The organism is Pontibacter virosus, assembly GCF_003096355.1.
GTDB classification, from domain to species: Bacteria; Bacteroidota; Bacteroidia; order Cytophagales; family Hymenobacteraceae; genus Pontibacter; species Pontibacter virosus.
This window is the reverse complement of the sequence record NZ_QEKI01000001.1, coordinates 60,562-82,299: the sequence shown is the minus strand read 5'-3', so window position 1 is coordinate 82,299 and position 21,738 is coordinate 60,562. Positions and strand designations below refer to the sequence as shown.

At 47.6% G+C, this 21,738-nt stretch carries 18 protein-coding genes; 8 read left to right on the top strand and 10 right to left on the bottom strand.

Annotation, left to right across the window (positions count from 1 at the left end):
• Positions 1-153: 153 nt before the first annotated feature.
• Positions 154-1,206: a potassium channel family protein gene (locus C8E01_RS00325; protein ID WP_243409354.1), complete on the bottom strand. Its 1,053-nt coding sequence runs from the start codon at positions 1,204-1,206 to the stop codon at positions 154-156.
• A 210-nt stretch (positions 1,207-1,416) separates the two neighbouring features.
• Between C8E01_RS00325 and C8E01_RS00320 the strand changes: the two genes are divergently transcribed.
• The 8 genes from C8E01_RS00320 to C8E01_RS21425 all read left to right on the top strand — a co-directional run bounded on the left by C8E01_RS00320 (position 1,417) and on the right by C8E01_RS21425 (position 11,203).
• Positions 1,417-1,731, top strand: a complete 315-nt coding sequence (locus C8E01_RS00320; RefSeq protein WP_116541392.1) for a four-helix bundle copper-binding protein — start codon at positions 1,417-1,419, stop codon at positions 1,729-1,731.
• Between the two features lie 185 nt (positions 1,732-1,916).
• A complete protein-coding gene (locus tag C8E01_RS00315; protein ID WP_116541391.1) occupies positions 1,917-2,627 on the top strand; it encodes a DUF305 domain-containing protein in 711 nt (236 codons plus the stop codon).
• 409 nt (positions 2,628-3,036) lie between these two features.
• On the top strand, positions 3,037-3,981 hold the full coding sequence (locus C8E01_RS00310) for a manganese catalase family protein (protein WP_116541390.1): 945 nt from the start codon (positions 3,037-3,039) through the stop codon (positions 3,979-3,981).
• A 19-nt stretch (positions 3,982-4,000) separates the two neighbouring features.
• Complete coding sequence (locus C8E01_RS00305; protein WP_116541389.1) at positions 4,001-4,795, top strand: DsbA family protein; 795 nt, start codon at positions 4,001-4,003, stop codon at positions 4,793-4,795.
• Between the two features lie 936 nt (positions 4,796-5,731).
• On the top strand, positions 5,732-6,373 hold the full coding sequence (locus tag C8E01_RS00295; RefSeq protein WP_133242698.1) for a hypothetical protein: 642 nt from the start codon (positions 5,732-5,734) through the stop codon (positions 6,371-6,373).
• Positions 6,374-6,412: 39 nt separating this feature from the next.
• Entirely contained in the window at positions 6,413-7,852 is a 1,440-nt protein-coding gene (locus C8E01_RS00290; RefSeq protein WP_116541387.1) for an MATE family efflux transporter, read from the top strand.
• A gap of 503 nt (positions 7,853-8,355) precedes the next feature.
• Positions 8,356-10,932, top strand: a complete 2,577-nt coding sequence (locus tag C8E01_RS00285; RefSeq protein WP_116541386.1) for a multicopper oxidase domain-containing protein — start codon at positions 8,356-8,358, stop codon at positions 10,930-10,932.
• Between the two features lie 91 nt (positions 10,933-11,023).
• Positions 11,024-11,203: a hypothetical protein gene (locus tag C8E01_RS21425; protein ID WP_133242697.1), complete on the top strand. Its 180-nt coding sequence runs from the start codon at positions 11,024-11,026 to the stop codon at positions 11,201-11,203.
• An 82-nt stretch (positions 11,204-11,285) separates the two neighbouring features.
• Here the strand turns inward: C8E01_RS21425 and C8E01_RS00280 are convergent, their stop codons facing one another.
• From C8E01_RS00280 to C8E01_RS00235, 9 genes are all read right to left on the bottom strand, one after another.
• Positions 11,286-11,990 (bottom strand): DUF305 domain-containing protein, encoded by a 705-nt coding sequence (locus C8E01_RS00280; RefSeq protein ID WP_116541385.1) that lies wholly within the window; start codon positions 11,988-11,990, stop codon positions 11,286-11,288.
• Positions 11,991-12,086: 96 nt separating this feature from the next.
• Positions 12,087-14,231, bottom strand: a complete 2,145-nt coding sequence (locus C8E01_RS00275) for a copper-translocating P-type ATPase (protein WP_394342099.1) — start codon at positions 14,229-14,231, stop codon at positions 12,087-12,089.
• A gap of 444 nt (positions 14,232-14,675) precedes the next feature.
• The gene (locus C8E01_RS00270; protein WP_243409353.1) at positions 14,676-15,149 is read right to left on the bottom strand and encodes a nuclear transport factor 2 family protein; all 474 of its coding nucleotides are present in this window, start codon (positions 15,147-15,149) and stop codon (positions 14,676-14,678) included.
• A 95-nt stretch (positions 15,150-15,244) separates the two neighbouring features.
• The gene (locus C8E01_RS00265) at positions 15,245-16,303 is read right to left on the bottom strand and encodes a hypothetical protein (RefSeq protein WP_317046885.1); all 1,059 of its coding nucleotides are present in this window, start codon (positions 16,301-16,303) and stop codon (positions 15,245-15,247) included.
• A gap of 791 nt (positions 16,304-17,094) precedes the next feature.
• Positions 17,095-17,802, bottom strand: a complete 708-nt coding sequence (locus C8E01_RS00260) for a hypothetical protein (protein WP_116541384.1) — start codon at positions 17,800-17,802, stop codon at positions 17,095-17,097.
• 188 nt (positions 17,803-17,990) lie between these two features.
• Positions 17,991-18,578: a helix-turn-helix domain-containing protein gene (locus tag C8E01_RS00255; RefSeq protein ID WP_116541383.1), complete on the bottom strand. Its 588-nt coding sequence runs from the start codon at positions 18,576-18,578 to the stop codon at positions 17,991-17,993.
• Positions 18,579-19,394: 816 nt separating this feature from the next.
• Positions 19,395-20,444 carry a YncE family protein gene (locus C8E01_RS00245; protein WP_116541381.1) on the bottom strand — a complete coding sequence of 350 codons (1,050 nt, stop codon included), beginning with the start codon at positions 20,442-20,444 and terminating at the stop codon, positions 19,395-19,397.
• Between the two features lie 93 nt (positions 20,445-20,537).
• The gene (locus tag C8E01_RS00240) at positions 20,538-21,167 is read right to left on the bottom strand and encodes a DUF3347 domain-containing protein (RefSeq protein ID WP_116541380.1); all 630 of its coding nucleotides are present in this window, start codon (positions 21,165-21,167) and stop codon (positions 20,538-20,540) included.
• A 111-nt stretch (positions 21,168-21,278) separates the two neighbouring features.
• Positions 21,279-21,737, bottom strand: coding sequence for a hypothetical protein (locus tag C8E01_RS00235; protein WP_116541379.1), 459 nt, complete (start codon positions 21,735-21,737; stop codon positions 21,279-21,281).
• Position 21,738: the final 1 nt, after the last annotated feature.

The following is a 21,738-nucleotide window of genomic DNA, read 5'->3' as shown; positions in this document are numbered from 1 at the left end:
ACACTAAAATGATTTTAGTAAAACCCCAGCTGATAGAAAGAGATACTAGTGTTAAATTAATCCGGGAACCTAAATTCAGCCAAGCAGAGATAAATAATAGTGCACCTCCATCTAAAATCTAAAATCTTACACAAGGTTGTGAAAGTGCTCGACTTACGATTGATACACTTCCTTCCAGGGCCAGCCGTCCATTTCCAAAAGGGAAGATAGCAGTCTCCGGCGGTCCTTCAGGTTCTGTTTAAAAGTTTGTTCTACTTCTTCCCTGTTTTTAATTGGAACTCCTTTCTCCTCCATTTTCCCTATATCAGGTATAGGAGCAGCTTCCTGGGGAGAAGTGTTTTTCAGGAAACTTCCTTTCACCATCTCCAGATACGAATCCAGTGCCGTTTGTAGCATTGTCATTTTAACTTCGCTCTTTATAACATCCTGCGAAACGGCTTGCTCCAGGAGCTGATGTGCCTCATCCAGCAGCACAACGGCGGGCGCGACAGACAACTTTGGTTGACAGTTATGAAAGTAATGAATCACAGGAAAGGAATGGTGGTTAACAGTATGCTGCATGAGCATCTGGCAAATATCTGACACATTATCAAAAAAGGAGGAGAAGCCTTTCCCGTCCCAGCTGTTAACCAGAATCTGCTGTGGCGTTTTACCCATGCTGTTAATGTAAAGACTGAGCTTGCTCTGCAAGCCTACGGCAGATAGTACCTGTACAAAATAGGTGAGGGAGGCAGTGATGAAAGCTAAGCCTGAGAAAGCTGTGACACTCGTAATAATCCGCCACACATCATTCGATGCCACATAGTCTCCCACTCCCAAAGTGGAAAGTGTAAAGCCGGCATAGTAGAGCTTCTCCAAAGGGCTGGCACTGGATAAGGTAGTGCTGTTTATAACAGAGTCTGGATCAGAGAGCAGCAGCAGGAACAGTCCTGCCCATAGCCCAAGGACCCAGGTCAGAAGCGTGCAGGTAAGGATAGATGGTCCCGCATACTCAAGCAATTTTGATTTCCCCTCTTTACCTGAGACAGAGAAGAAAGTCTTCCACACCGCCCTAGACACTAATTCCGTAATCCGACCGCCTCCGCTAGAAGAAAAGGTGGTCTTAATGATATCCAGTGCAATTAAGGTAAAAATAAGAGCTCCCAAGAAGAGATACAGCAAATTCATAAAGTACATCGCATCGTTAGCACGTTCTTCTAAACGCAATAACAGGTAGGGAGTTAAACAGCATAGAGGTGACAGACCCTGGCAAATGTAAGCTTGCAGCCACTGCTAGGGCTGATTTTACCTGTTTTAAAGAGCACCTAAGGTAGTACCGCCACCAAAAATATATAATTATAGTTCAAGAATATATAAAACGGAAGGGGCTTCGGATGGGTATAACCAAGCATATGTTTCATTAAAATCCAGATAATTATGAATAAAGACTTAATAACCGCATTAGCTGAGTGTGCAGCAGCCTGTAACTACTGTGCAGTTTCCTGCCTGCAGGAAGATGATGTGAAAATGATGGAACGCTGCATCCGACTTGACTTGGATTGCGCAGCCATCTGTAAAATGGCACTGGACTATGTATCACGGGATTCTACCTTCTCCAGAGAAGTGCTGGATCTGTGTGCCAGAGTGTGTAGAGAATGTGGTGCAGAGTGTGAGAAGCATTCGCACATGGAGCACTGCCGTACGTGCGCTGAGGCTTGTCGCCGTTGCGAGCAGGCTTGCCAGCAGGCGTAGTTGTTACTCTGTGCTGACCCAATGCAAGACCTAAGAACCACCCTGATTGTTCTATACCTGATAGAGCGGTCAGGGTGGTTTTTGCTTGAGCCCAATTACAATGCAGAAAAAGAAGCTTCTGTAAGAAAAAGAGGCAGGTAAGTTGTTTTTCTGATCACAACTTTTAACCACTTAATCCATCATGTATGAAAACTAGTTTTATCAGTATCAAGAGCTTTGCTCTTATGGTAGTTGCTGTCTTTATGTTCAGTAGCTGCGAAAAGGACCAGGATGTTGTAACCCCATTAAGTGCTACTGCAGAGCAAGCTGCGAAGGGTCCTTACTGGGAAGATGACAAAGCCTTTGACAAGGAAATGCAGCATATCATCAACTCCATGATGAAGATGATGAACCAGATGGAGATGACCTGCGACCCCGACATCGATTTTGCCAGCATGATGATCATGCACCACGAGATGGGAATTAAAATGGCCGACTTGGAACTGCAATATGGGCATGAGCCGGAAGCGCTTGCGTTGGCCGAGAAAACGAAGATAGGCAACATGGAAAGCAAAGAAAGATTGCAGGCTTTTTTAGCTTCACACCCGGGCGCAGAGCCGCTCTCAAAAGAAGAGTGCAAGATGTTTATGATGGAGATGCGGGAAGACATGATGGCTATGATGCACTGCATGCGTTCTGTAAAGGATACGCCTGATCCGGATGTTGACTTTGCCCAGCTCATGATCTGCCACCACCAGGGAGCGATAGCCATGTCAGAAACTGAGCTGAAGTGGGGAGATGATGCAATGGCATTAGAAGAAGCCAGATTAATCATTGAAGAGCAGTCGCAGGAAATAATGGAACTGGCAGCTTTCCTGAATGAACACGGTATACCTACCAAACATCATAATATGTAGTAATATGCTTTGTAATATGTAGTAGTATGCTTTGTACCGAATGAAGATTTAAAAGCCTGGCTGCTAACAGTGTTAGCAGCCAGGCTTCCTGTCTTAATACCTTTTTTCAAAAGTGTAAACATTGCAGCCTTATGTTTTTTCCGCACGAAACAAAAGGTAATATTCACTTTACTAAGATCAGTTTTACACCCGTACTATAGGAAGTTTCAGGTTTCTGATATACAGTTCGGGTGCCTGTTGCTAGCCTGCCTTTACACTTCAGTTACGTACACCTGTTCTTATCTGGCAGTATAGGTTCGTTTCTAAAGTATTAAATTCTAGATAATTAAAATTTATTTTTACAAACTCTCCTTTCTGCTCTCCGTTTTAGAAAAGACAATTTTTTGTTTTATTTAAGAAAGGAGGACAAATGTTTTATCACGTAAAGGAGCTACAGTTTAATGCGCGTGTATCGAAACCTGACCCAGCCTTTGCCAGCCTGCTGCTGGAACAGTTTGGGGGTGCTAACGGAGAGCTGAAAGCCGCGATGCAGTATTTTGTGCAGGCATTTAGTGTGCGTCAACCCTATCCGGACCAGTATGATATGCTGATGGATATTGCCACAGAGGAATTCAGTCACCTCGAAATTGTCGGAGCTACTATCCAGATGCTACTGGGGCCGATCAACGGTGAGTTAAAGAACGCGGCCGAGGAGGCAGAGATCATGCAGTTGCTACAGGGGAAGGCGAAGAAAGAGGATTTCATCCACAATGCCATGGTCAACCCGCAGTTCTTCGTGCTGAGTGGCGGCGGCCCTACTTTGACCAACAGCCAGGGTGTGCCGTGGAATGGCTCTTATGTGGATGCCAATGGAGATCCTACCGTTGACCTCCGGTCTAACATAGCAGCTGAGTCCAGGGCCAAAATTGTATACGAGTACCTGATGCAGTTCACAGATGACCCTTATGTAAAGGAAACCCTGAGTTTTCTGATGACACGTGAGGTGGCGCACTTCCAGATGTTTGAGGCGGCACTGGAAACGATACAGCCAAACTTCCCGCCAGGTGTACTGCAGGGCGATCCGCGTTACAGCAACAACTACTTTAACATGTCGAATGGACCTGATGTAAAAGGGCCCTGGAACGAAGGCAAGAGCCCCGGCCTTGGGGAGACCTGGCAGTACGTGGAAGAGCCCTTCCGGCACGTGGTGGAAACCAACGGCATGATTGACCACAAAACAAATGGTACTGACCGTACAATGAAATCTGTTGATAAAATGGACAAGGCGTTGAGCCAGGAACGAAGCAAAAAAGTCAAAGCGGCAGTACCTAAAGGGGAGAACCAGTGGTGCAAGTACCCTCAGATTAGCCTGTAAGCAGGAGAAACAATTGAGAATGGTTGAAAGAGAAAACAAACGAGATAATAAAAAGGAAGCAGGGTCGGTGGAGATAGAATACTACACCGACCCTCTTTGTTGCTGGAGCTGGTCTCTGGAGCCCCAATGGCGGCGTCTACGCTTTGAGTACAGCGGCAAGGTAAAATGGCGCTACCGCATGGGCGGGCTTATTGCCAACTGGGAAAGCTTTAACGACCCGATGAACGTAGTTAATCGTCCGCTGCAGATGGGGCCGCTCTGGATGGAAGCAAAGTATGTTTCCGGTATGCCCATACGGGATAAAATCTGGTACGAAAACCCGCCTGCGTCTTCTTTTCCTGCATGTATTGCTGTTAAGGCTGCCGGGCTGCAGTCGCCGGTAGCCTCGGAAGCATACCTGCGTAAAGTGCGTGAAGCTGTAATGCTGCAGGGGCAGAACATTGGCGGGCGGGATGTTTTGCGGCAGGTGGGACGTAGCTTAGCCGAGGCGCAACCTGATGTGTTTAATGCAGAAGTGTTTGAACGTGACTTGGGAGGAGAAGAGGCGCGTAAGGCTTTTGAGGAAGACCTCAGACAGGTGCGCTTGCATGGTATTACCCGTTTTCCAACCCTTACCATCCGGCGCGAGGGAGGGGACCACGGCGTGCTGCTCATCGGGTACAGACCTTATGTAGCGCTCCGGACGGCACTTTATCAGGTGGCTCCTGAATTAGAACCGGTGCAGCATACAACTGACGAGTCGGAATACAGGAGGTACTGGGGAAGTATAACGGAGCGCGAACTGGAGGAAGTGCTGAAAGGTACCGTATCCTGAAGCCGCACGTAATAGCAAAAGGTGGTAACTTTCTCTGCTCTCACATGGTTGTCTGCAGCTGTTTTGTGCAAAAGTGTAAGGAGCAATGAGTTTGGACCTTAGTTCTTATTTGTATAGAAATAATCAAGTTTAAAACTAACATCGAAAGCGAGTAGGCCTTGACAAAGGTGGCTTCTTACTTGGATAAAGAAGAAAGTATAAGCCGCTGGCACGTTGATACGGAACGTAAAGACAAGCTGTTAAGCGTATCCGGTACAGACCTTGATCCCCACAGGATCGAAAATGTGGTGCAGCAAGCAGGATTCAAGGCTGAAATCATATGGGTTGTAGGCATCGGTGGCAAGGACTTGAAAATCGATAGTCGGAATTGTTGGGATTTTTTAGACTTGCTTACCATTAGGAGTGCTTACCATCTAAAGCCAAGCAGACACTATCGAATAGTTAGCACGTTCTTCTAAACGCAATAACAAATAAGGAGTTAAAAAGCATAGGGCTGGCAGAGTCAGGAAGCCCGGCAAGTTTAGACTTGGAATCACTGTCAGGGTAGATGTTGCCTGTTTTAGAGGGACTCAAGCTAGTGCTAAAAGCTAATTTATATAAAAACAACTCATGAATATATAAAACAGAAGGGTGCACGGAAAGGTATAACCAAGCACGCTTTCATAAGACTTATGTAAGCATTAAGTATAGAAACAGTGCCTTGATAAATGCTTAAGCAGTATGTGCAGCAGATTGTAACTAGTACGCTTCATAAAGCCGGCCTGCACACGGTATATCCTTCCATATTGGAGAGGTAGGTGGTCACTTATGTAGCGTATAGCTCTGAGGCTGTAGTGGGGCTATGAACTCCTACAGGGCACAACAATTTAAATAACTTAATTGATGTTTGACGTTTTAATAAGCTCTCAGCCTTCCGCTATAAGCGCACAGGAAAAGGTGACACTACTTCTCACACCTGTTAACCAGGAGGCCTCCGGTGTTCCCCTTGTACTGGAAGAGGTACATACCAAGGACATTCACCTCATCATAGTATCAGAAGACCTTTCTTTCTTTGCCCACGAGCACCCGGAAAAGGCAGGCAAGGAATACTCTGTTGACTTCATATTTCCCTTTGGGGGCAAATTCCTGCTTTACTGCGATGTAAAGCCCCTGAATACGGCACCGGCTGTTATCCGAAAATCGGTGGACGTTGCCGGTGATAGCAGAGACGTGCAGCGCTACCAGCAGGATGTGCTCAGTAAAACGGTTGACAATATAAGCGTGCAACTGGATGTGCAGGACCTTAATGCCATACGCGTTACTATGAAACAGGGTGAGGCTGCCATACCGGTCTCTTTATTAGGTGATTTTCTGGGTGCCAAGGCCCATGTAGTCATGATCAATGTGGATACAAAAGAATACCTTCATGTCCACCCCATGGTGCACGAGGAGGTGTTGGTGCTGCACTCTGCTTTTACTGCCACGGGATTATACCGGGTGTGGATTCAATTCCTGCTGAACGGGCTACTGTATACCCTGGATTATGTTGTGCAAGTAGCTGAGCTTCCTGGGCAGGGGCTTCATGGGCACCATCACTAGACGCAACAGGATAAATCTTTAGAAACCGCAATGTTGCCTATGGAAGCTAACAAAGAGCAAGTAGACATACCGGTTACTGCCACTCTTCGCGATAAAATGAAGATTGTCCTGCTCCTTGCTTTTCCGGCAGTAGTAGAGAACTTCTTTCAGACATTCATTGGCTTTGTGGATGTCTATTTCGTCTCAAAGATAGGCCTAGCGGAGGTTTCTGCCATAGGGGCCACTAATGCTGTACTGGCTATCTACTTTGCCGTCTTTATGGCTATCGGGGTGGCAGCAAACGTAAGGGTGGCAAATGCCTTGGGAGCGAACCAAGTCGAAAGGGCCCGGCATATCGCGCAGCAGGCCATCATCCTCTCCATCCTTTTTGGCATACTAACAGGTATCGTAACGCTATTTTTTGCACGCCCCCTGCTCACGCTCATGGGTCTGGAAGAGCAGGTGCTGGATATTGGGGAGGACTATTTCCGGGTTGTGGGTATCCCATCCGTATTTATGTCGCTCATGTTTGCGCTTAGTGCCAATTTACGGGGCTCAGGTAATACACGGGCCCCCATGAAAGTCAGCATTATCATCAACATTTTCCATGCGCTCCTGGGCTATGCCCTTATTTTCGGTTTCTGGATTTTTCCTGAAATGGGAGTTACTGGTGCTGCTTTGGCTACAGTTGCTTCCCGTGTACTTGGGACCCTTCTGTTGGTCTACTACATCCAGCGATCGGAGGTGCTGGCCTTCCGGAAGGACTTCTGGTCTGTTGACTGGGGCCATCAGAAGGAGCTTGCTACATTAGGCAGCCCTGCGGCCGGTGAGGTGCTCATTATGCGGGCAGGGCAGATCGTCTACTTCGGGTTCATCGTTTCGCTGGGAACCAACGTCTTCGCCGCCCATCAGATTGCCGGTAATGTGGAGGTAATCTCCTATATGGCAGGTTATGGCTTTGCCACAGCAGTTACTATACTGGCCGGACAGCAGATAGGTGCAGGAAGAATAGAGGAGGCGATTTCTTTTACAAAAATAGGGGCCTGGATGGCTGTAGGCATTATGGGAGTGCTGGGCTTACTGCTCTTCTTCCTGGGAGAGTGGGCAGGCAGTCTGTTCTCCGAAGACCCGGAGGTAATCTCTAAAATAGGGAACGCCCTGAAGGTTTCGGGTGCGTTTCAGCCTTTTCTGGCAGCCCTATTAACGCTTACAGGCGCGTACCAGGCTGCCAATAATACGAAGTTCCCCATGTACCTGACGGCGGCTGGTATGTGGGCCATCCGCACCGTTCTGGTCTACTACCTTGGAATCACCCTGGGCTGGGGCCTTATTGGTGTCTGGATCGCCATTGGTATTGACATTGTGACCCGTGCAGGGGTCTTGGCCTATAAGTTTGCTAAGGGTACATGGATGAATCTGGAAAAGGAAGCAGAGGTGGAATCACAATGTCACCCGCAGTCCATTAAAGAGACCATGTCTGACTGCATTAACAATTATTGAGTAACTCAAGTGCCTCCAAAGTCCGGTGATCCGTACCAGGAGCATGAAGATCAGCACAGTAGGGCTTGTGTCGCGAAGTTACCTCGATTTGCCGTTCTTACCCAAGCAACAGAAAACAGTTCTCAGGTACCTTGGAGACTCTACTAGTTATCCTGACGCCGTCTTTGGAGGAGAAAGGTTATCTTGATCAGATCCATTATAGTCAACATATTAAGCAGAACTCCCAGAACCAAGTATTGGTAGTTTACAGAGTAAAATTTTTCTTTTCATATAAACGGGTAGACAGGCTTAGGAGGCCTTATGTGAGGTTCTGTATCTGTACTACTGTACTACTATAGACGTAGAGCCTTGAATGTAGCCTCAGCCACATTTTCTTTGATTCAGAACATGTGGTAAGTCCAATAAGTATAAGAGTATAAGTTGACCTGACCGCTTGATAATTATGAGGTTCCGAAAACCTTGTACTAAAATAGTTTAAGACAAATATATAGGAGATAAACATTATGAAAAATCCACACGTCAACATACTTATTCTAATCATAACCGCACTTCTTTTATACTTCCCCAATGAGACTACAGCACAACCCGATACTGTTGTTTATAATATTACCATTGACCAGGAGCAGGTGAAGATAGCCGGGAAGAAAAGCATGGGCATGACCATCAACGGCACCATACCAGGCCCGACCCTTCGGTTTCAGGTGGGCGACTACGCGGTGATAAACGTGACCAACAACATGGATGAGGAGACCTCTATCCATTGGCACGGCATCCTGCTGCCGAACTTTTTTGACGGGGTGCCTTACCTGACCACGCCGCCCGTTGCGCCGGGCACCACCTTCAGGTATGAGTTTGAGATGAAGCACACCGGTACCTACTGGTATCACTCGCATACCGGCCTGCAGGAGCAGTCGGGGGTGTACGGCTCGATTGTGGTGGAGGACAGGGAGCAAAAGTTGGACTATGACTTCGACCTGGTGGTGGTGCTTTCGGACTGGACCCACGAGAAGCCGACAAACGTGCTGAAGACGCTGAAGCGGGGGCTGGAAATATACGATGTCCAGAAGGGAACCTCGGTGCCGCTCAACAGGGTCATTGCCAGGGGAGCACTGGGAGCGCAGCTCAACTTCTGGAAGCAACGCATGGAGGGTGCCGACATTGCCGATGTCTATTATCCGGCTTTCCTGAGCAACGGACAGCCTGTCCGGGAGTACCCGGAGTTCAAGCCGGGGCAGAAGATAAGGCTGCGGGTTATCAACGCTGCCGCCTCCAGCCAGTTCTGGCTGACCTTTGGCGGTGACACGCCACTGCTGGTCGCCGCCGATGGACCGGACGTGGTACCCGTCAGGCGCGACAAGACCTTTATCGCGGTAGCCGAGACGTATGACTTCATCGTAACCATTCCGCAGAACGGGAAGCTGGAAATGAAAGCCACCGCGCAGGACGGCTCCGGCTATTCTTCTACTCTGCTTGGCCAGGGACCTGTTATACCTGCACCCGATGTGCCCCGTCCTGATAAGATAGCCATGATGCAACAGATGGCAGCCATGGATATGAAGATGGGTGCACCGGCCACCAAGTTCAACCCCAGCGAAGAGGAGCCTCATGAGATGATGAAGGAATGGGGCATGCAGATGGACGGTGAGATGCAGATGGGGGGAGACAGCACCCATACGGAGCACGGGGAAGGTAAAGAAGGCAAGCCACAGCATGAAGAGCAGAACATGCACCCGCATGGCATGGAGATGAAGCAGGATACGGCGGGTGCTGAAAAGATGGATCATTCCAAAATGAACCACCAGATGGAAGAGCAGAAAAGGGAGATGCAGATGGCAAAAGACACCACTGCTGCAAAGGGTATGGATCACACCAAAATGGACCAAACCATGCACGGCAAGGAAATGCCAAAAGACACCGCCGCAGCCATGGAAACGGATCATTCTAAAATGGACCATAGCAAGCATGATAAAGCTGCTGATAAGCCGCAGATGAATCAGCCGGAGGCCAGCAAGGGGATAGGGATGCAGCATGAGGGAATGCCCGGCATGGACATGTTTGCGGAGTACAACTATGACTACCTGAAAGCCCCCGAGCCAACTGACTTTGCCGAAGGAAAGCCTGCCAGGGAGATACTGCTGAACCTAACAGGGAACATGGTGCGCTACATCTGGAGTATGAACGGTGTGCCCCTGAAGGAAGCGGATAAGATCAAGATCAGGCAGGGCGAGGTGGCTCGCATCACGCTCAACAACCTGACCATGATGCACCACCCCATGCACCTGCACGGGCACTTTTTCCGGGTAATAAACGAGCATGGGGAGTACTCGCCGCTAAAGCACACGGTGAACGTGGCGCCGATGCAGAAGGTGGTGATCGAGTTTGACGCCAACGAGTACGGCGACTGGTTTTTCCATTGCCACATCCTCTACCATCTCGATGCCGGTATGGCCCGCATCTTCAGCTATGATACGATCCGCGACCCACGGCTGAAAGGCTACCCGCTCCGCATCCTGACGAACAAAAGCAACCATTTCTTTTTCTGGGGTGCCGTGGACGCTGCCTCGCATATGGGTGAGACAAGGATGGTGCTGTCGAATTTGCGCAACCAGTTTACCTTGTCGACAGAGTATGGCTGGAACAAGAACCTGGAGGCAGAGTTTACCTACGGCAGGTTCCTGTACGATTACCTGAACGTATTTGTCGGTGTGAACGTGGAGAACGAGAAGGAGGACAGCATGGAGAAGGTGGAAACGACAGCCATTGCCGGTATCCGATACCTCACGCCCTACATGTTCAACCTCGATGTGCGCCTTGACAACAAACTGCGACCACAGGTCAGCCTAAGCCGCGAGGTGCTGATTTTTCCGCGCACCTTCCTGTTCGGGGAGTATGAGTACCAGGCGGACTTCGGCTGGGTAAACGATTTCGCTCCGGAGGAAGGCACGGGCAGAGTAGACAACTACCGAAGCGAAACGACTTGGAACGTAGGGCTGGAGTACCTCATGTCAAAAGCTTTCTCGCTCATGGGCAGCTACGACAATCGCTTCGGGGCAGGCGGTGGCCTGACAGTAAGGTTCTAAGCCTTGTTGTTACATTGGTGGCTTAGTTCTGCGTTTATCAGCCACCACTTCTTCAACAAAAGAATTGAGTCAGGATTAACAAAGAACAGCTATGGAAACAAAACCAGATCATTTAAAAGAAACGTTGGAAGGGAATGTGGTGGCCATCTCCTGTCTCCGCACCATTCCGTCGGCCCAGACAGGAGAAGCGGCCAAAGAACACAGTACAGCCTGTGCGCTGATGGGGCATTGTATAGAAAGCGGCTATGGGCTCGTAGACAGTAACGTATAGGTTGACGGCACGTCTGCTCCTTTAACAGGCCGCGTCACCACCATGATCTGGGTCACCACCATGATCTGGAAAGCCACAAAACTTACTCTTTGTTCTGATCCAGCCAACTCTTTAGTTCCTGAATTTCTTTTTCCTGTTCGTTAATGGTTTTCTGAGCCATCTGTTTCATTTCCTGAGTCTTTCCCATCTTCAGAAACTCACTTGCCATCTCATTGCCCATTTCATGGTGGTAGATCATCATTTGGGCAAAGTGTTGGTCAGTGTTCTTACCATTCATGCGCCCCATGTTCTGGTGCATGTCATCCATCATAGACTTCATCGGCTTCATCATGCGCATAGTAGTGGTGGTGTCGCCTGCAGTAGGTGCATGTCTTCCTAAAAAGTCCTGCAGCTTTTGTATATCAGCCTGATTCATTTCTTTGGTCTTCTGGGCCATTTCCTTCATCTCACTATCTGTGCCATTCGCTATTTCCTCTTCTGCCATGCGAATGGCTCCCTCGTGGTGCATGCTCATCATCTGAGCAAAGTCATAGTCAGGATCGCCTGTGACTTTACTTCTCATGCCCTGCATTTCCTCCATATTCCGGTGCATATGAGCCATCATGCCCGCCATCTCGCCCCCTTGCATAGTGTGCTGGGTGTGATCTTCACCCAGCCTCGTATCTGATTTGGCGTCGGTAGCTGTGGCAGTCTCTGCTCTCTTGCTTTCCTGGCTACAGGCTGCAAGAAGGAGGACTACTCCTATAAACAGCATTTTTATTGGTAATTGCTTATTTATCTTTTCCATAGTTCTGAGTTTATTTTGTTTTACATCTGATTGTTGAAAGAAACAAGTAATAAATGTGGCTGTTTTTAATCGGTAGTGTGCACTAACTCACATATTCTATCTTATCTGTCTCCTGAGTAACTGCGCGTTGATGGCTACAATCACCGTGCTTAGGCTCATTAGGGCGGCACCCACTGCTGGTGAAACCATAATACCTTGCTGGTATAGCACACCTGCAGCCAGGGGCAGCGCGATGACGTTGTAGCCGGTAGCCCAGATCAGATTCTGGATCATTTTGCGATAGGTGGCCTTGCCGAAGAGGATGAGCGAGGCGATGTCCTGCGGGTTACTGTTCACCAGGATGATGTCGGCTGTCTCGGCGGCCACATCGGTGCCGGAGCCGACGGCAATCCCAACATCGGCCTGGGCCAGGGCAGGGGCATCGTTCACACCGTCGCCCGTCATGGCCACAAACTCGCCCTTGTCCTGCAGCTCTTTTACTTTTTCCTGTTTCTGGTGCGGCAGTACGTTGGCCAGGTAGCCGTCCATCTGCAGCTTGTCGCTGACACTTTTGGCTACCCGCTCGTTGTCGCCGGTCAGCAGCAGGTTTTTAATGCCGTTCTCTTTCAGCACCCGTATGGCTTCGGCAGACTCCTCGCGGATCTGGTCGCGCATGGTGATATAACCCACCGGCTGGCCGTCAACCAAGGTATAGACTACCGTTTCCACGCCTTCTTCGGCCTCACTTGAAGGTACTTGTATGTTAAATTCTTTGATGTAGTTGGGCCCCACTACTTTCACATCTTTGCCCTCCACCATACCTTCGAGTCCTTTGCCAGGCAGGTAATTGAATGATTGGGAAGGAGGCACCGCTATACCTTCTTCTTTCACTCTCCGGAGTATGCTCTGCGAGATGAAGTGCTCGGAGTTCTGCTCCACGCCAGCCGCTAAGCGTAACATTTCCTGCTTGTCTACAGCTTTGTCGAATGTGACCACCGAGGCTATCTCGTGGGAGCCTTGGGTGAGGGTGCCGGTCTTGTCGAAGATGATGGTGGTGATGAGGCGGGAGTTCTCGAATGCTGTGCGGTTGCGGATGAGCAGGCCGTTGTTGGCCGAGACAGCCGTGGAGATCGCCACGACCAAAGGCACCGCCAGCCCCAGCGCATGCGGACAGGAGATCACCATCACCGTTACCATTCGTTCTAGGGCAAAGGCAAACTCCTGACCCAGCAGCAGCCAAACCGCCAGGGTACCAAAGCCGGCGAAGAGGGCAATGTAGGTGAGCCATTTGGCCGCGCGGTCGGCCAAGCGCTGCGTCTCCGATTTGGTCTTCTGCGCGTCCTGCACCAGCTTAATCACCTTGTTGAGGTAGCTTTCCTTGCCGGTGTATTCCACCCGCACCCGTAGCGCCCCGTTACCGTTAATGGATCCACCGATCACTTTGGCGTTGTTGTTCTTTTTTACCGGCTTGCTCTCGCCGGTGAGCATACTCTCGTTGAGGTAGCTTTCGCCGTCTTCCACCACGCCATCGGCTGGTACCTTTTCGCCGGGCTTCACCAGGATCAGGTCGCCTTTCTGCAACTCCTCGATCCGCACCTGCACGGTTTCCCCATCCCTGATGAGCATGGCGTCGGCAGGCATCATGCTTACCAGCAACTCCAATGCCTTAGAGGCGCCGAGCACCGAGCGCATCTCGATCCAGTGCCCTAGCAACATGATCACGATCAGCGTGGCCAGTTCCCAGAAGAAGTCCATGCCCTCCAGCCCAAACACAATGGCAGTACTGTAGAGGTAAGCTACTGTGATGGCGACGCCGATTAGGGTCATCATCCCCGGGGAGCTTTTCTTTACTTCTTCGGCCAGCCCCGTCAGGAAAGGCCAGCCGCCGTAGAAGTAGATGATGGAAGAAAGAATGAAAGAAATGTGTAGGCTATACGGCACCTGCAATGAATATCCCAGAATGTTTTGCACCATGTGGCTCAGGAGGATCACAGGGATAGACAACACCAGCGATATCCAGAATCTTTTACGAAAATCAGCGATCATCATGCGATGATGGTCGTGGCCGTGCTCCCCGTGCGGTGGATGACCGGTGGTGTCTTCGTGCATGGCGTGCTCGTGCCCGTGCAGCGTCTTCTCCTCCAGCCGTTCCGTTATCTGGTCTTTTTGCTGCATGGCCTCCTGGCGTTGAGGTGTCCCGTGGTGCGAGTGATGGTGGTGTCTCTGCCTATTATTCTGATTAGAGTGAGGGTCGAGGTTCATAACGATTCGTGGCTATTATTGAATGAGAATGCGCAGTCAAGGCTTGCATTTCTATTTATACTCATATTGGTAACACTCCGTTTTCAAGATGCTGTTCTGTTGCTCAATTTCTTAATTTTGGGTGACAAAGCAGCAGGCCCACATATATCACAATAAGCAGCTCCTTTCCACAGATGCAGTTTCTTCAAGTCAATTGTCCAAACCGGTTACTCAGCTGGCTGATTCATCAAACTTGCTCCTGGTATGGATAAAAAAGTAAGTCCCTGCTATGGGACAGGGACTTACGCAATGGAAGACTGCTTTCTTATCTGAGCTATTCGTGTTCGTAACGGAAATGTGCAAACTCAGTTTTCTTTATTTACTTCTGACAAACCACTTAGCTTCTTTGAGCGCCTCTTGCATTGCTTAAGCTAAATATCGGAAACTAGAACAATGCTTTAGAATTTATTTTGTGTTTCTGGAGGAGCTGTGTAAGCTTACAATCTCCCATTTTCCATTGTTATTTTTTAACGTAGAGGTAGCCACCCCTTTCTTTTTAATGGTACTACCGTCTTTTGCCAACACTATAGTATAGATGTAAGTCTCCGTTGCAAAAGCGTAAAGCCCATCTACTTGCACATCTACCTTGTAGTCACTGTAGTTAAAAGACTTGAACACTTTAAGTTCAGGTCCTAAGTGGTGGTCCAGGTAGTGCGAATAGGTCCCCTCTACGCCGCCTGATTCAAATACTTTAGAGTCCTTTGCGAAGAGATGGGTAGTGTTAGAGACGTCCAAGGCCTCAATAGCTGCTTTGTAAGAGCTTAGCACTTTTTTTACCTGTTCAGATTCAGGATTGCCTGTAGCCTGGGCAAATGATTGTTTAATAAAGAGCAGCATTACAAATGCCAGAAGTAGGGTAAAAGTATTTTTTCTCATCATTAAAATATTAAGGTTTAGAAGAATAAAAAGTTGTTGTCATACATGCTGCCACTAATGTGTTTGTAGTAACTGCAGTGCAGTGTCAGTTCACCAAGTTAAAAATCAAGTGAGGAGGCAATCTTTACCAGGCTCCCTTTGTCTACTCCAAACTTACAAATAGCATCGCAATGTGTCCTTAACTCAGAGAAGAGGATGTAGTGGAATGAGGCAGAGCTGCTCCTAATGGAAGGCCTGCTGAGTTGTAAACGAACTTCTTTCTCCCGATTATCAGGCACAATCAGGTAAAGGGATGTAACGTGGTGTCCGAGGCTATAGTGCAAATCTGTTAGCCTCAGTATACCCGAGTAAATCGACGTGCTTTTTTCCACCTCAAAGGCAGCCGCAACTTTATTTGTGTGCTTTTCAAACCAAAGCACGTCAATCAGCCCGATTGTAGTCTGTGTCTCTTTATCTATACCCAAATCAGGTATAGTACCCATGCAAAGGAACGAAAAGGCATCATCCTGAAACTTTTTGCTCTTGTCATTGCTTGCGCATGACACATCATAGCCAAGGGCTCTCCCAACTTTCAGTAGATGATACTGCATCTCGGTGTGAAGATTGTCCTCCAGCTGTTCATCCATCACTTCCTTATGCCTTTTGGCGAGCTGCCGCTCTATCTTTAGTATATCTTCTGTTGCTATAGCCTGCTGCCCAGTGGCAAGTATTTTCATATCCCCAATATCAAATAACAATCCCCCGATAGCTCCCAGATCAGTAGACAGGTGAGGTCGGAACTTATTATTGACTTGCAGGATAAGCTCTCGCATGCGGAGATACTCTTTCCAGGAACCAAGCTTGATATTCTCTCCAAACAGTTTATTGAAACCATTGACAATGGCAGTGTTAAAAGGAGGTATGAGAGTAGGATGCAGGAAATAAAGGATGCTTGCTACAGCAGGCCCGAGCCCTTTAATCTTCTTCTGGTCAAGTAAGATTATTTCGCGTAAAAGCTGTTCTTCTTTTGTTGCAGTTAGACAAGCTTGCAAGAATTGGCCAAAAGCCCTTTTGTTAGCCTCATTTTCATAAATATCAGGTATTCTCAGCTTTGGTTTCCAATAAAAAGGATGGGCAATCCCTACAAAGACCTGTTTTTGCTCGGCAATGCAGCTCAAGACAAACTCAAGCGAAGAGCCTTTGAAATCGTTCCCGAAGGTGCCAGCCTTGATGTCGGCAATTACCTGGTGGACGCCCCGGCGTATGGTCCTGAAAGCTTTTAATCTGTCATCGTTGTTGATAAACCACGTGTTATAGACAGATTCTGCGTCTGTTTTATAGCGGTTGACAAGCTGTAAGAGGGTCTCTTCTGAGGCGATTTTTTCTTGATACATGGAAACAACTACAAAGACTTATTGAGTTAACTGAAATTATAAAAAGCTAGATACTAAATTAATAATAGCAGTATATAAAATTTATAATGTTCTTATTAAACATTTACAATTTTTTACTAATAATGACAAGTTAAACCAGCACCTCTTTGTAATTGCTGTCATAGCTGGTACTTAACGAAAAGAAACGGTTGAACCTAAAGCGGAAACCTGCTTCATTCTCCTTATCGGTATGCACCTGAAAATCCCCTGTTATTACAATCTGTGCATGCTAATGAAACTGTGCCTAATAGTATAAGGATCAAGTATGCTTCTTGCGCTAATTTATTAAGTAAATAACTTAGGTGACTGTTTTGAGTAGGACCCTTAATTTCCTTAGCACACCTTGGTAAAAGAGCAAATCGTTTATGCGTCTTTATAGAAGCAGAGTACATGGTACTGCAAACATTCACCTTAAGTCCTACCTGCTACTGTCAATACGTGTCAAAAAGCAAGAGGCTTCTTAAAGCTTTCAAGCATTATTAAGAAACCTCTTGTTTATGTTGCAGAGTAAGCTACTCACTTTCTAGGGCGGCATACTAATGGTGATGCTCTTCCAGGTACTTGCCTTGTGGGCCTACGCCTTCTATGTGCACAAGCTGCGCGCCATAATGCCCTGCCATAGATACCGCATACGCCGAACCAGTTAAAACAAGTGCAGCCACGGCCACACTCCAGCGTTTACCCTTAAAAAGGAAGTGGCTCAGTAACTGCACCACCACACCGACAGCACCCAAGTACACAGTCCACTCAGCATACAGGTCGTGCTGGTCCAGCACCAGCTGGGCATGTGCTGTCAGCCCGCTTGTGTGGGGGTGGTTATAATTAGCAGCCAGATAAGCAGTGCCAAACCCTATCAAGGTAGCAACGGTGGCAACCCAATTCAGCTCTTTACTCAGGAATCGGATGTTGACAAGCAGCACAGCTGCAGCTACCATCAGCAGCATGATAGGGAAATGCACGATCAGCGGGTGTGTGTTCGGAAAATCACTGAGCGAGGCATGCACTTCGCTGGGGGTATGCTCATGTGCCTCCGTATGCTCGGTTGCAGCTGGTGCATGTGGTTGTGCCTTGGCGGTATCTTGTGCTGTTTGAGGTACTTGAGCTGTATCAGCAGTTTCTGCCTTTACTACAGTGGTTTCAGTTTTTTTCTTTTCGTGCTTCTCGCCACCGTGTGCATAGGAGATTCTTACTGTAGCAACACAGAAAATCAACATCAATAGAGTTAGTAAATAGGTGTTTTTCATTTTATAAAATATTAGTTAAGGGTTATACAGTAATGGACTGGTACATTTCCACGACACCTAACTACTACATCTACTCTTAAACCCTGCTGCCTGCATTGTGTGAGCAACAAATCTTTAAAGGCATGCGCAATTAAAGAGGCTTTATAGGATTCTGGAGCATAATTATGTATCAATGGAATACAACCAGTTTAGTATAGGTTATCGATGGGGTGGCGGTCTGCACCACCTTGGTTCTTGTATTTGTTAAGGGTTGTACCTGTGACCTCCTTGAACTGCCTTGACAAATGTTGCAGACTCTTATATCCTAGTTTGGTCGCAATCGCGCTGAGAGGAAGTTCATTGTAAGTAAGCAGCTCTTTGACGCGCTCCACTTTCTGTAGCACAATGTATCTGTTTAAGGCTATTCCTTCAGATGCTTTGAAAGCGGTGCTGATTGTAGAATAATCCTTCCCTAATTTCTCAGCCAGATATGTAGACAAATTAGTAGCAAGGGATGAGATCTCGTCGCTGTAGATTAAGTTTAAGACAGCTACTTTAATACTTTCTACAAGCTCTTCTAGCTTATCGTGTAGCAGCTCAAAACCTTTGCTTGTCATGGCTGCATTTATAGCTGTTTCGTCTACTTCGTCGCTTTCAACTACAACAGCCGTACCTAGCTTTACCTCCAGTACATGCAGGCCCAGTTTTTCAAGTTCCTCGCGCACTACCATGATGCAGCGAGGGCACACCATGTTTTTAATATGAAGCACCCTTTGATGCGGGCTCTCTGTGCTCATTTTTTACAAATAGAATTATGGCGATTTGTACTTTATGAGTATGAAACCGCCTAATATGACACATAAACTTTTAAGCTTGCACTATGCCTACCTGAATACTTGGAAATTAATGCAGGGCAGGGGCACAATGTTAACTACACTGCTCCTGAAAGGGCATAGCTTTCCCGGGGGCAGGCAGGAGCAGGTTTGTGTATCAAATTGTAAGAGAGCACAGGAATATTCTGATATCCGGTATTTTCGGAGGGACGTCGGGCGGCGCTTGCGACACCGCTAGGATTAGAACTTTGTGCAAAAACCACAGTACAGCCTGGTACAGGCTACCCATGAAGTTGAGTTGTTCTTTTACAAGTGAGGACAACTCCACGGAAGGAGAGCTTTTAAACAAAGGAGCATAAGCGAACTCCGAACAACAGCCGCCATCTTCGGGCGAAGAATCATGCTGTTCTTCGCCATGGTGATGCCCGCTAGTAGAGGTCCCACTCTCTGTCCCGTGATGATGATCACTATGCCCTGCGTGATGTTGGCTTTGAATTGTAGGCTGCAGGCGCTCTACCAGGTGCGGCAGATTACAAACCAGCTGAACAAGGTACAGGTTTACGAAGACTGCCAGTAAAAGCAGCCCCGCAAAGTTAACAGTCTTGTTACACGTGGTTTTTTTCATTAAGCTAACAAGCATTTCGGTTAGAGGCCAACCAATACGAAATAGGTAAATGTAGTAAAAATACACCAAACTCTGGATGTACATAAGGATAAGAAAAACCTGCCCCTATGCCAAGTGCCTTATTTGCCAGACTTAGTGGATTGGTTATTTAAAAATTACTGCCTTATGACTATGCCATTCGGCATTCTGCCCACAGACAGTTCTTTTATCTTCCCAAACGTTGTTGCATCCAATACTGTCACGGTGTTGGCTCCCTGATTCGTAATATAGGCCAAGCTTCTTTCGGCATTGAAAGCAATGGCATGGGCATCATTTCCTGTCAGCACTTCGGCCTTTTTAGCCCAGGTAGCTCCATCTTGTTGATATATGATAACCTTGCCGTTTGTTGCGTCGCTTACCCACAGTTCGTTTGTTTTATCCTGGAAAGCAACATAACCTGGTTTAAAACCAAGTGCAAGCGTCTCAGTAACAGACTCCGTTGCCACATCTATTACGCTAACAGTTTGTGATGTTTCGTTGTCGACATACATCTTTCCGTTCGTTGCAGGCCAGGCGCCCACAGGATCCTCTCCAACACCTAGCGTTTTTTTAACAAGCTTGTTAACAGGATCTATGACTGAAACTGTTGCTGCCCCGGTATTGGCCACAAACGCCAAATCACCATTGGATGAAAAAGTCACCTCTGAAGGGCCCTTTCCTACAGGGATTGTATTTTTAAGCGTCCAGTCTGATGTACTATAAACAGCTACTGTACCCGAATTGCTTTCTGCCTGCCCAATCCATAGCTCCGTACCCTCGGCATTAAAAGCAGCATTATGTGGCATTTTTGGCAGATCTATTGTTTTCTTAGTTAAGCCAGTCACAGCGTCTAAGATAGTGACTTTAAAGCTGGAACCATTTCCATGTGCTCCGCCATGCCCACCACTTAGGTCAGTTGAGGTAATAGCTACTGCCAATAAGCTTTTATCAGGGCTCAAGGAAATATGGTGGGGTGCGAGAGCATCTTTAAGTGCTACTGTTTCCGTAATCTGATTGTCCTCAAGCTTAATAACAGAAACATTGTTGTCCTGCCCATTTACTACATAAGCAGCTGGATAGTCTATATTCAAAGCCACTTCATGCTCATCATGCTCTTCATCTTTGTTGCAGGAGGTCAGTCCGACAGCAAGTGCTACTACGCAAATAAATGATTTAAATTTTACCATTATTTTAAAAATTAGAGGTTATACCTATTTAGCTTCTGATCTGTGAGGTTACAATTGTGGAAGCAGTATGGCCATACTGCTTCCACATAAGGATTAAATAATGATTTCCTCTGTACTGCCGCATTTGAGCATCTGTTCACCAAAGTACGGGTTACGGATTTCTTCATTAGAGCTCAGCCAGTAAGCTCCCTGGTCGTTGTTGGCCATCGGGCAGTACTGGTAGTAGAGCGTTTGATCAGAAGTACCGAAGGCTTTAGTCAAAGCAAAAGTAGCTTCAGACAGCAACTCCAGCTGAGCACGCTGAGCAGCCAGATCTGTAGATGCTGCCATTTTAGAGGCAGTTTGTTTTACCTCACCCAATCTTTCTTCCGCAAAGGCTTTCTGCTCTCCCTGCAGCGCAGATACGTCTACTTTCTCAGCAGCAGCTACCACAGCTTTGGCATCAGCCTGTGCCTTAGCAGCGTCAGAAGCCACCAGGTTGTCCTTCAGATTCAGGTAGCTGTCTACTATTGCTGCTATCTGTTCTTTTACCGGGCCAGCCACCGAAGTATAATCCGGCGTTTCTACCACTACTTTGCCTTCAGCCGGCATATTATCACCGTGAGCCATTCCTTCGTGGTGTTCATGGTTTTCAGTTTCGGCAGTAGTTTCCTTTTTGCTTTCTGAGCAGGAGGTAAACATGAAGGCTGCCAGAGCAGCGGCTACAAGGGTTCTTTTCATCATTGGTTTCAATAGTTATAGGTTATAGTTTTAATTTGAATTCAACTTGTTGTAGAGCAGGATAGCAAAAATGGGTAAGACTTTACACCCGTTCTGGGCTGTACTGCCGCTTTATTATAGCTTGTACTTCTTATAGTTCTCTTCAGAAGCAAAGTATAAAACTTCGCCATTAGCGCTGCCCGGCTTCAGGGCGATAAAGGCCTTTGACTTGTCTACTTCTTCACCTGTCACCGGATCAGCGGCGTAACGTACCTGGCGTTCATTTTGTATCGTTTTAACACACATTTCGCAGCAGCCATAGTACATCTTATCCTCAAACTCCACCGGGAACTGCTTTTTACCGCCCATGTAGGCATTGTTTACCATACATACCAGGTCTTTTGGTAAGCCATCTGCGGTCATCAAGTCGGCAGGTGTAGCAGTGCTTGCCATGTGGCTTATGTGGTCGGCAGCGGGAGCTTCTGCAGTAGTTTCTGTGGTCGTGTTAGCCTCTGCCTGAGGTGCCTTTTCTGAAGAGCAGGAGGCCAGTGTAAAGGTGCCTAATACGGCAATATACATCAGGTTCTTTTTCATT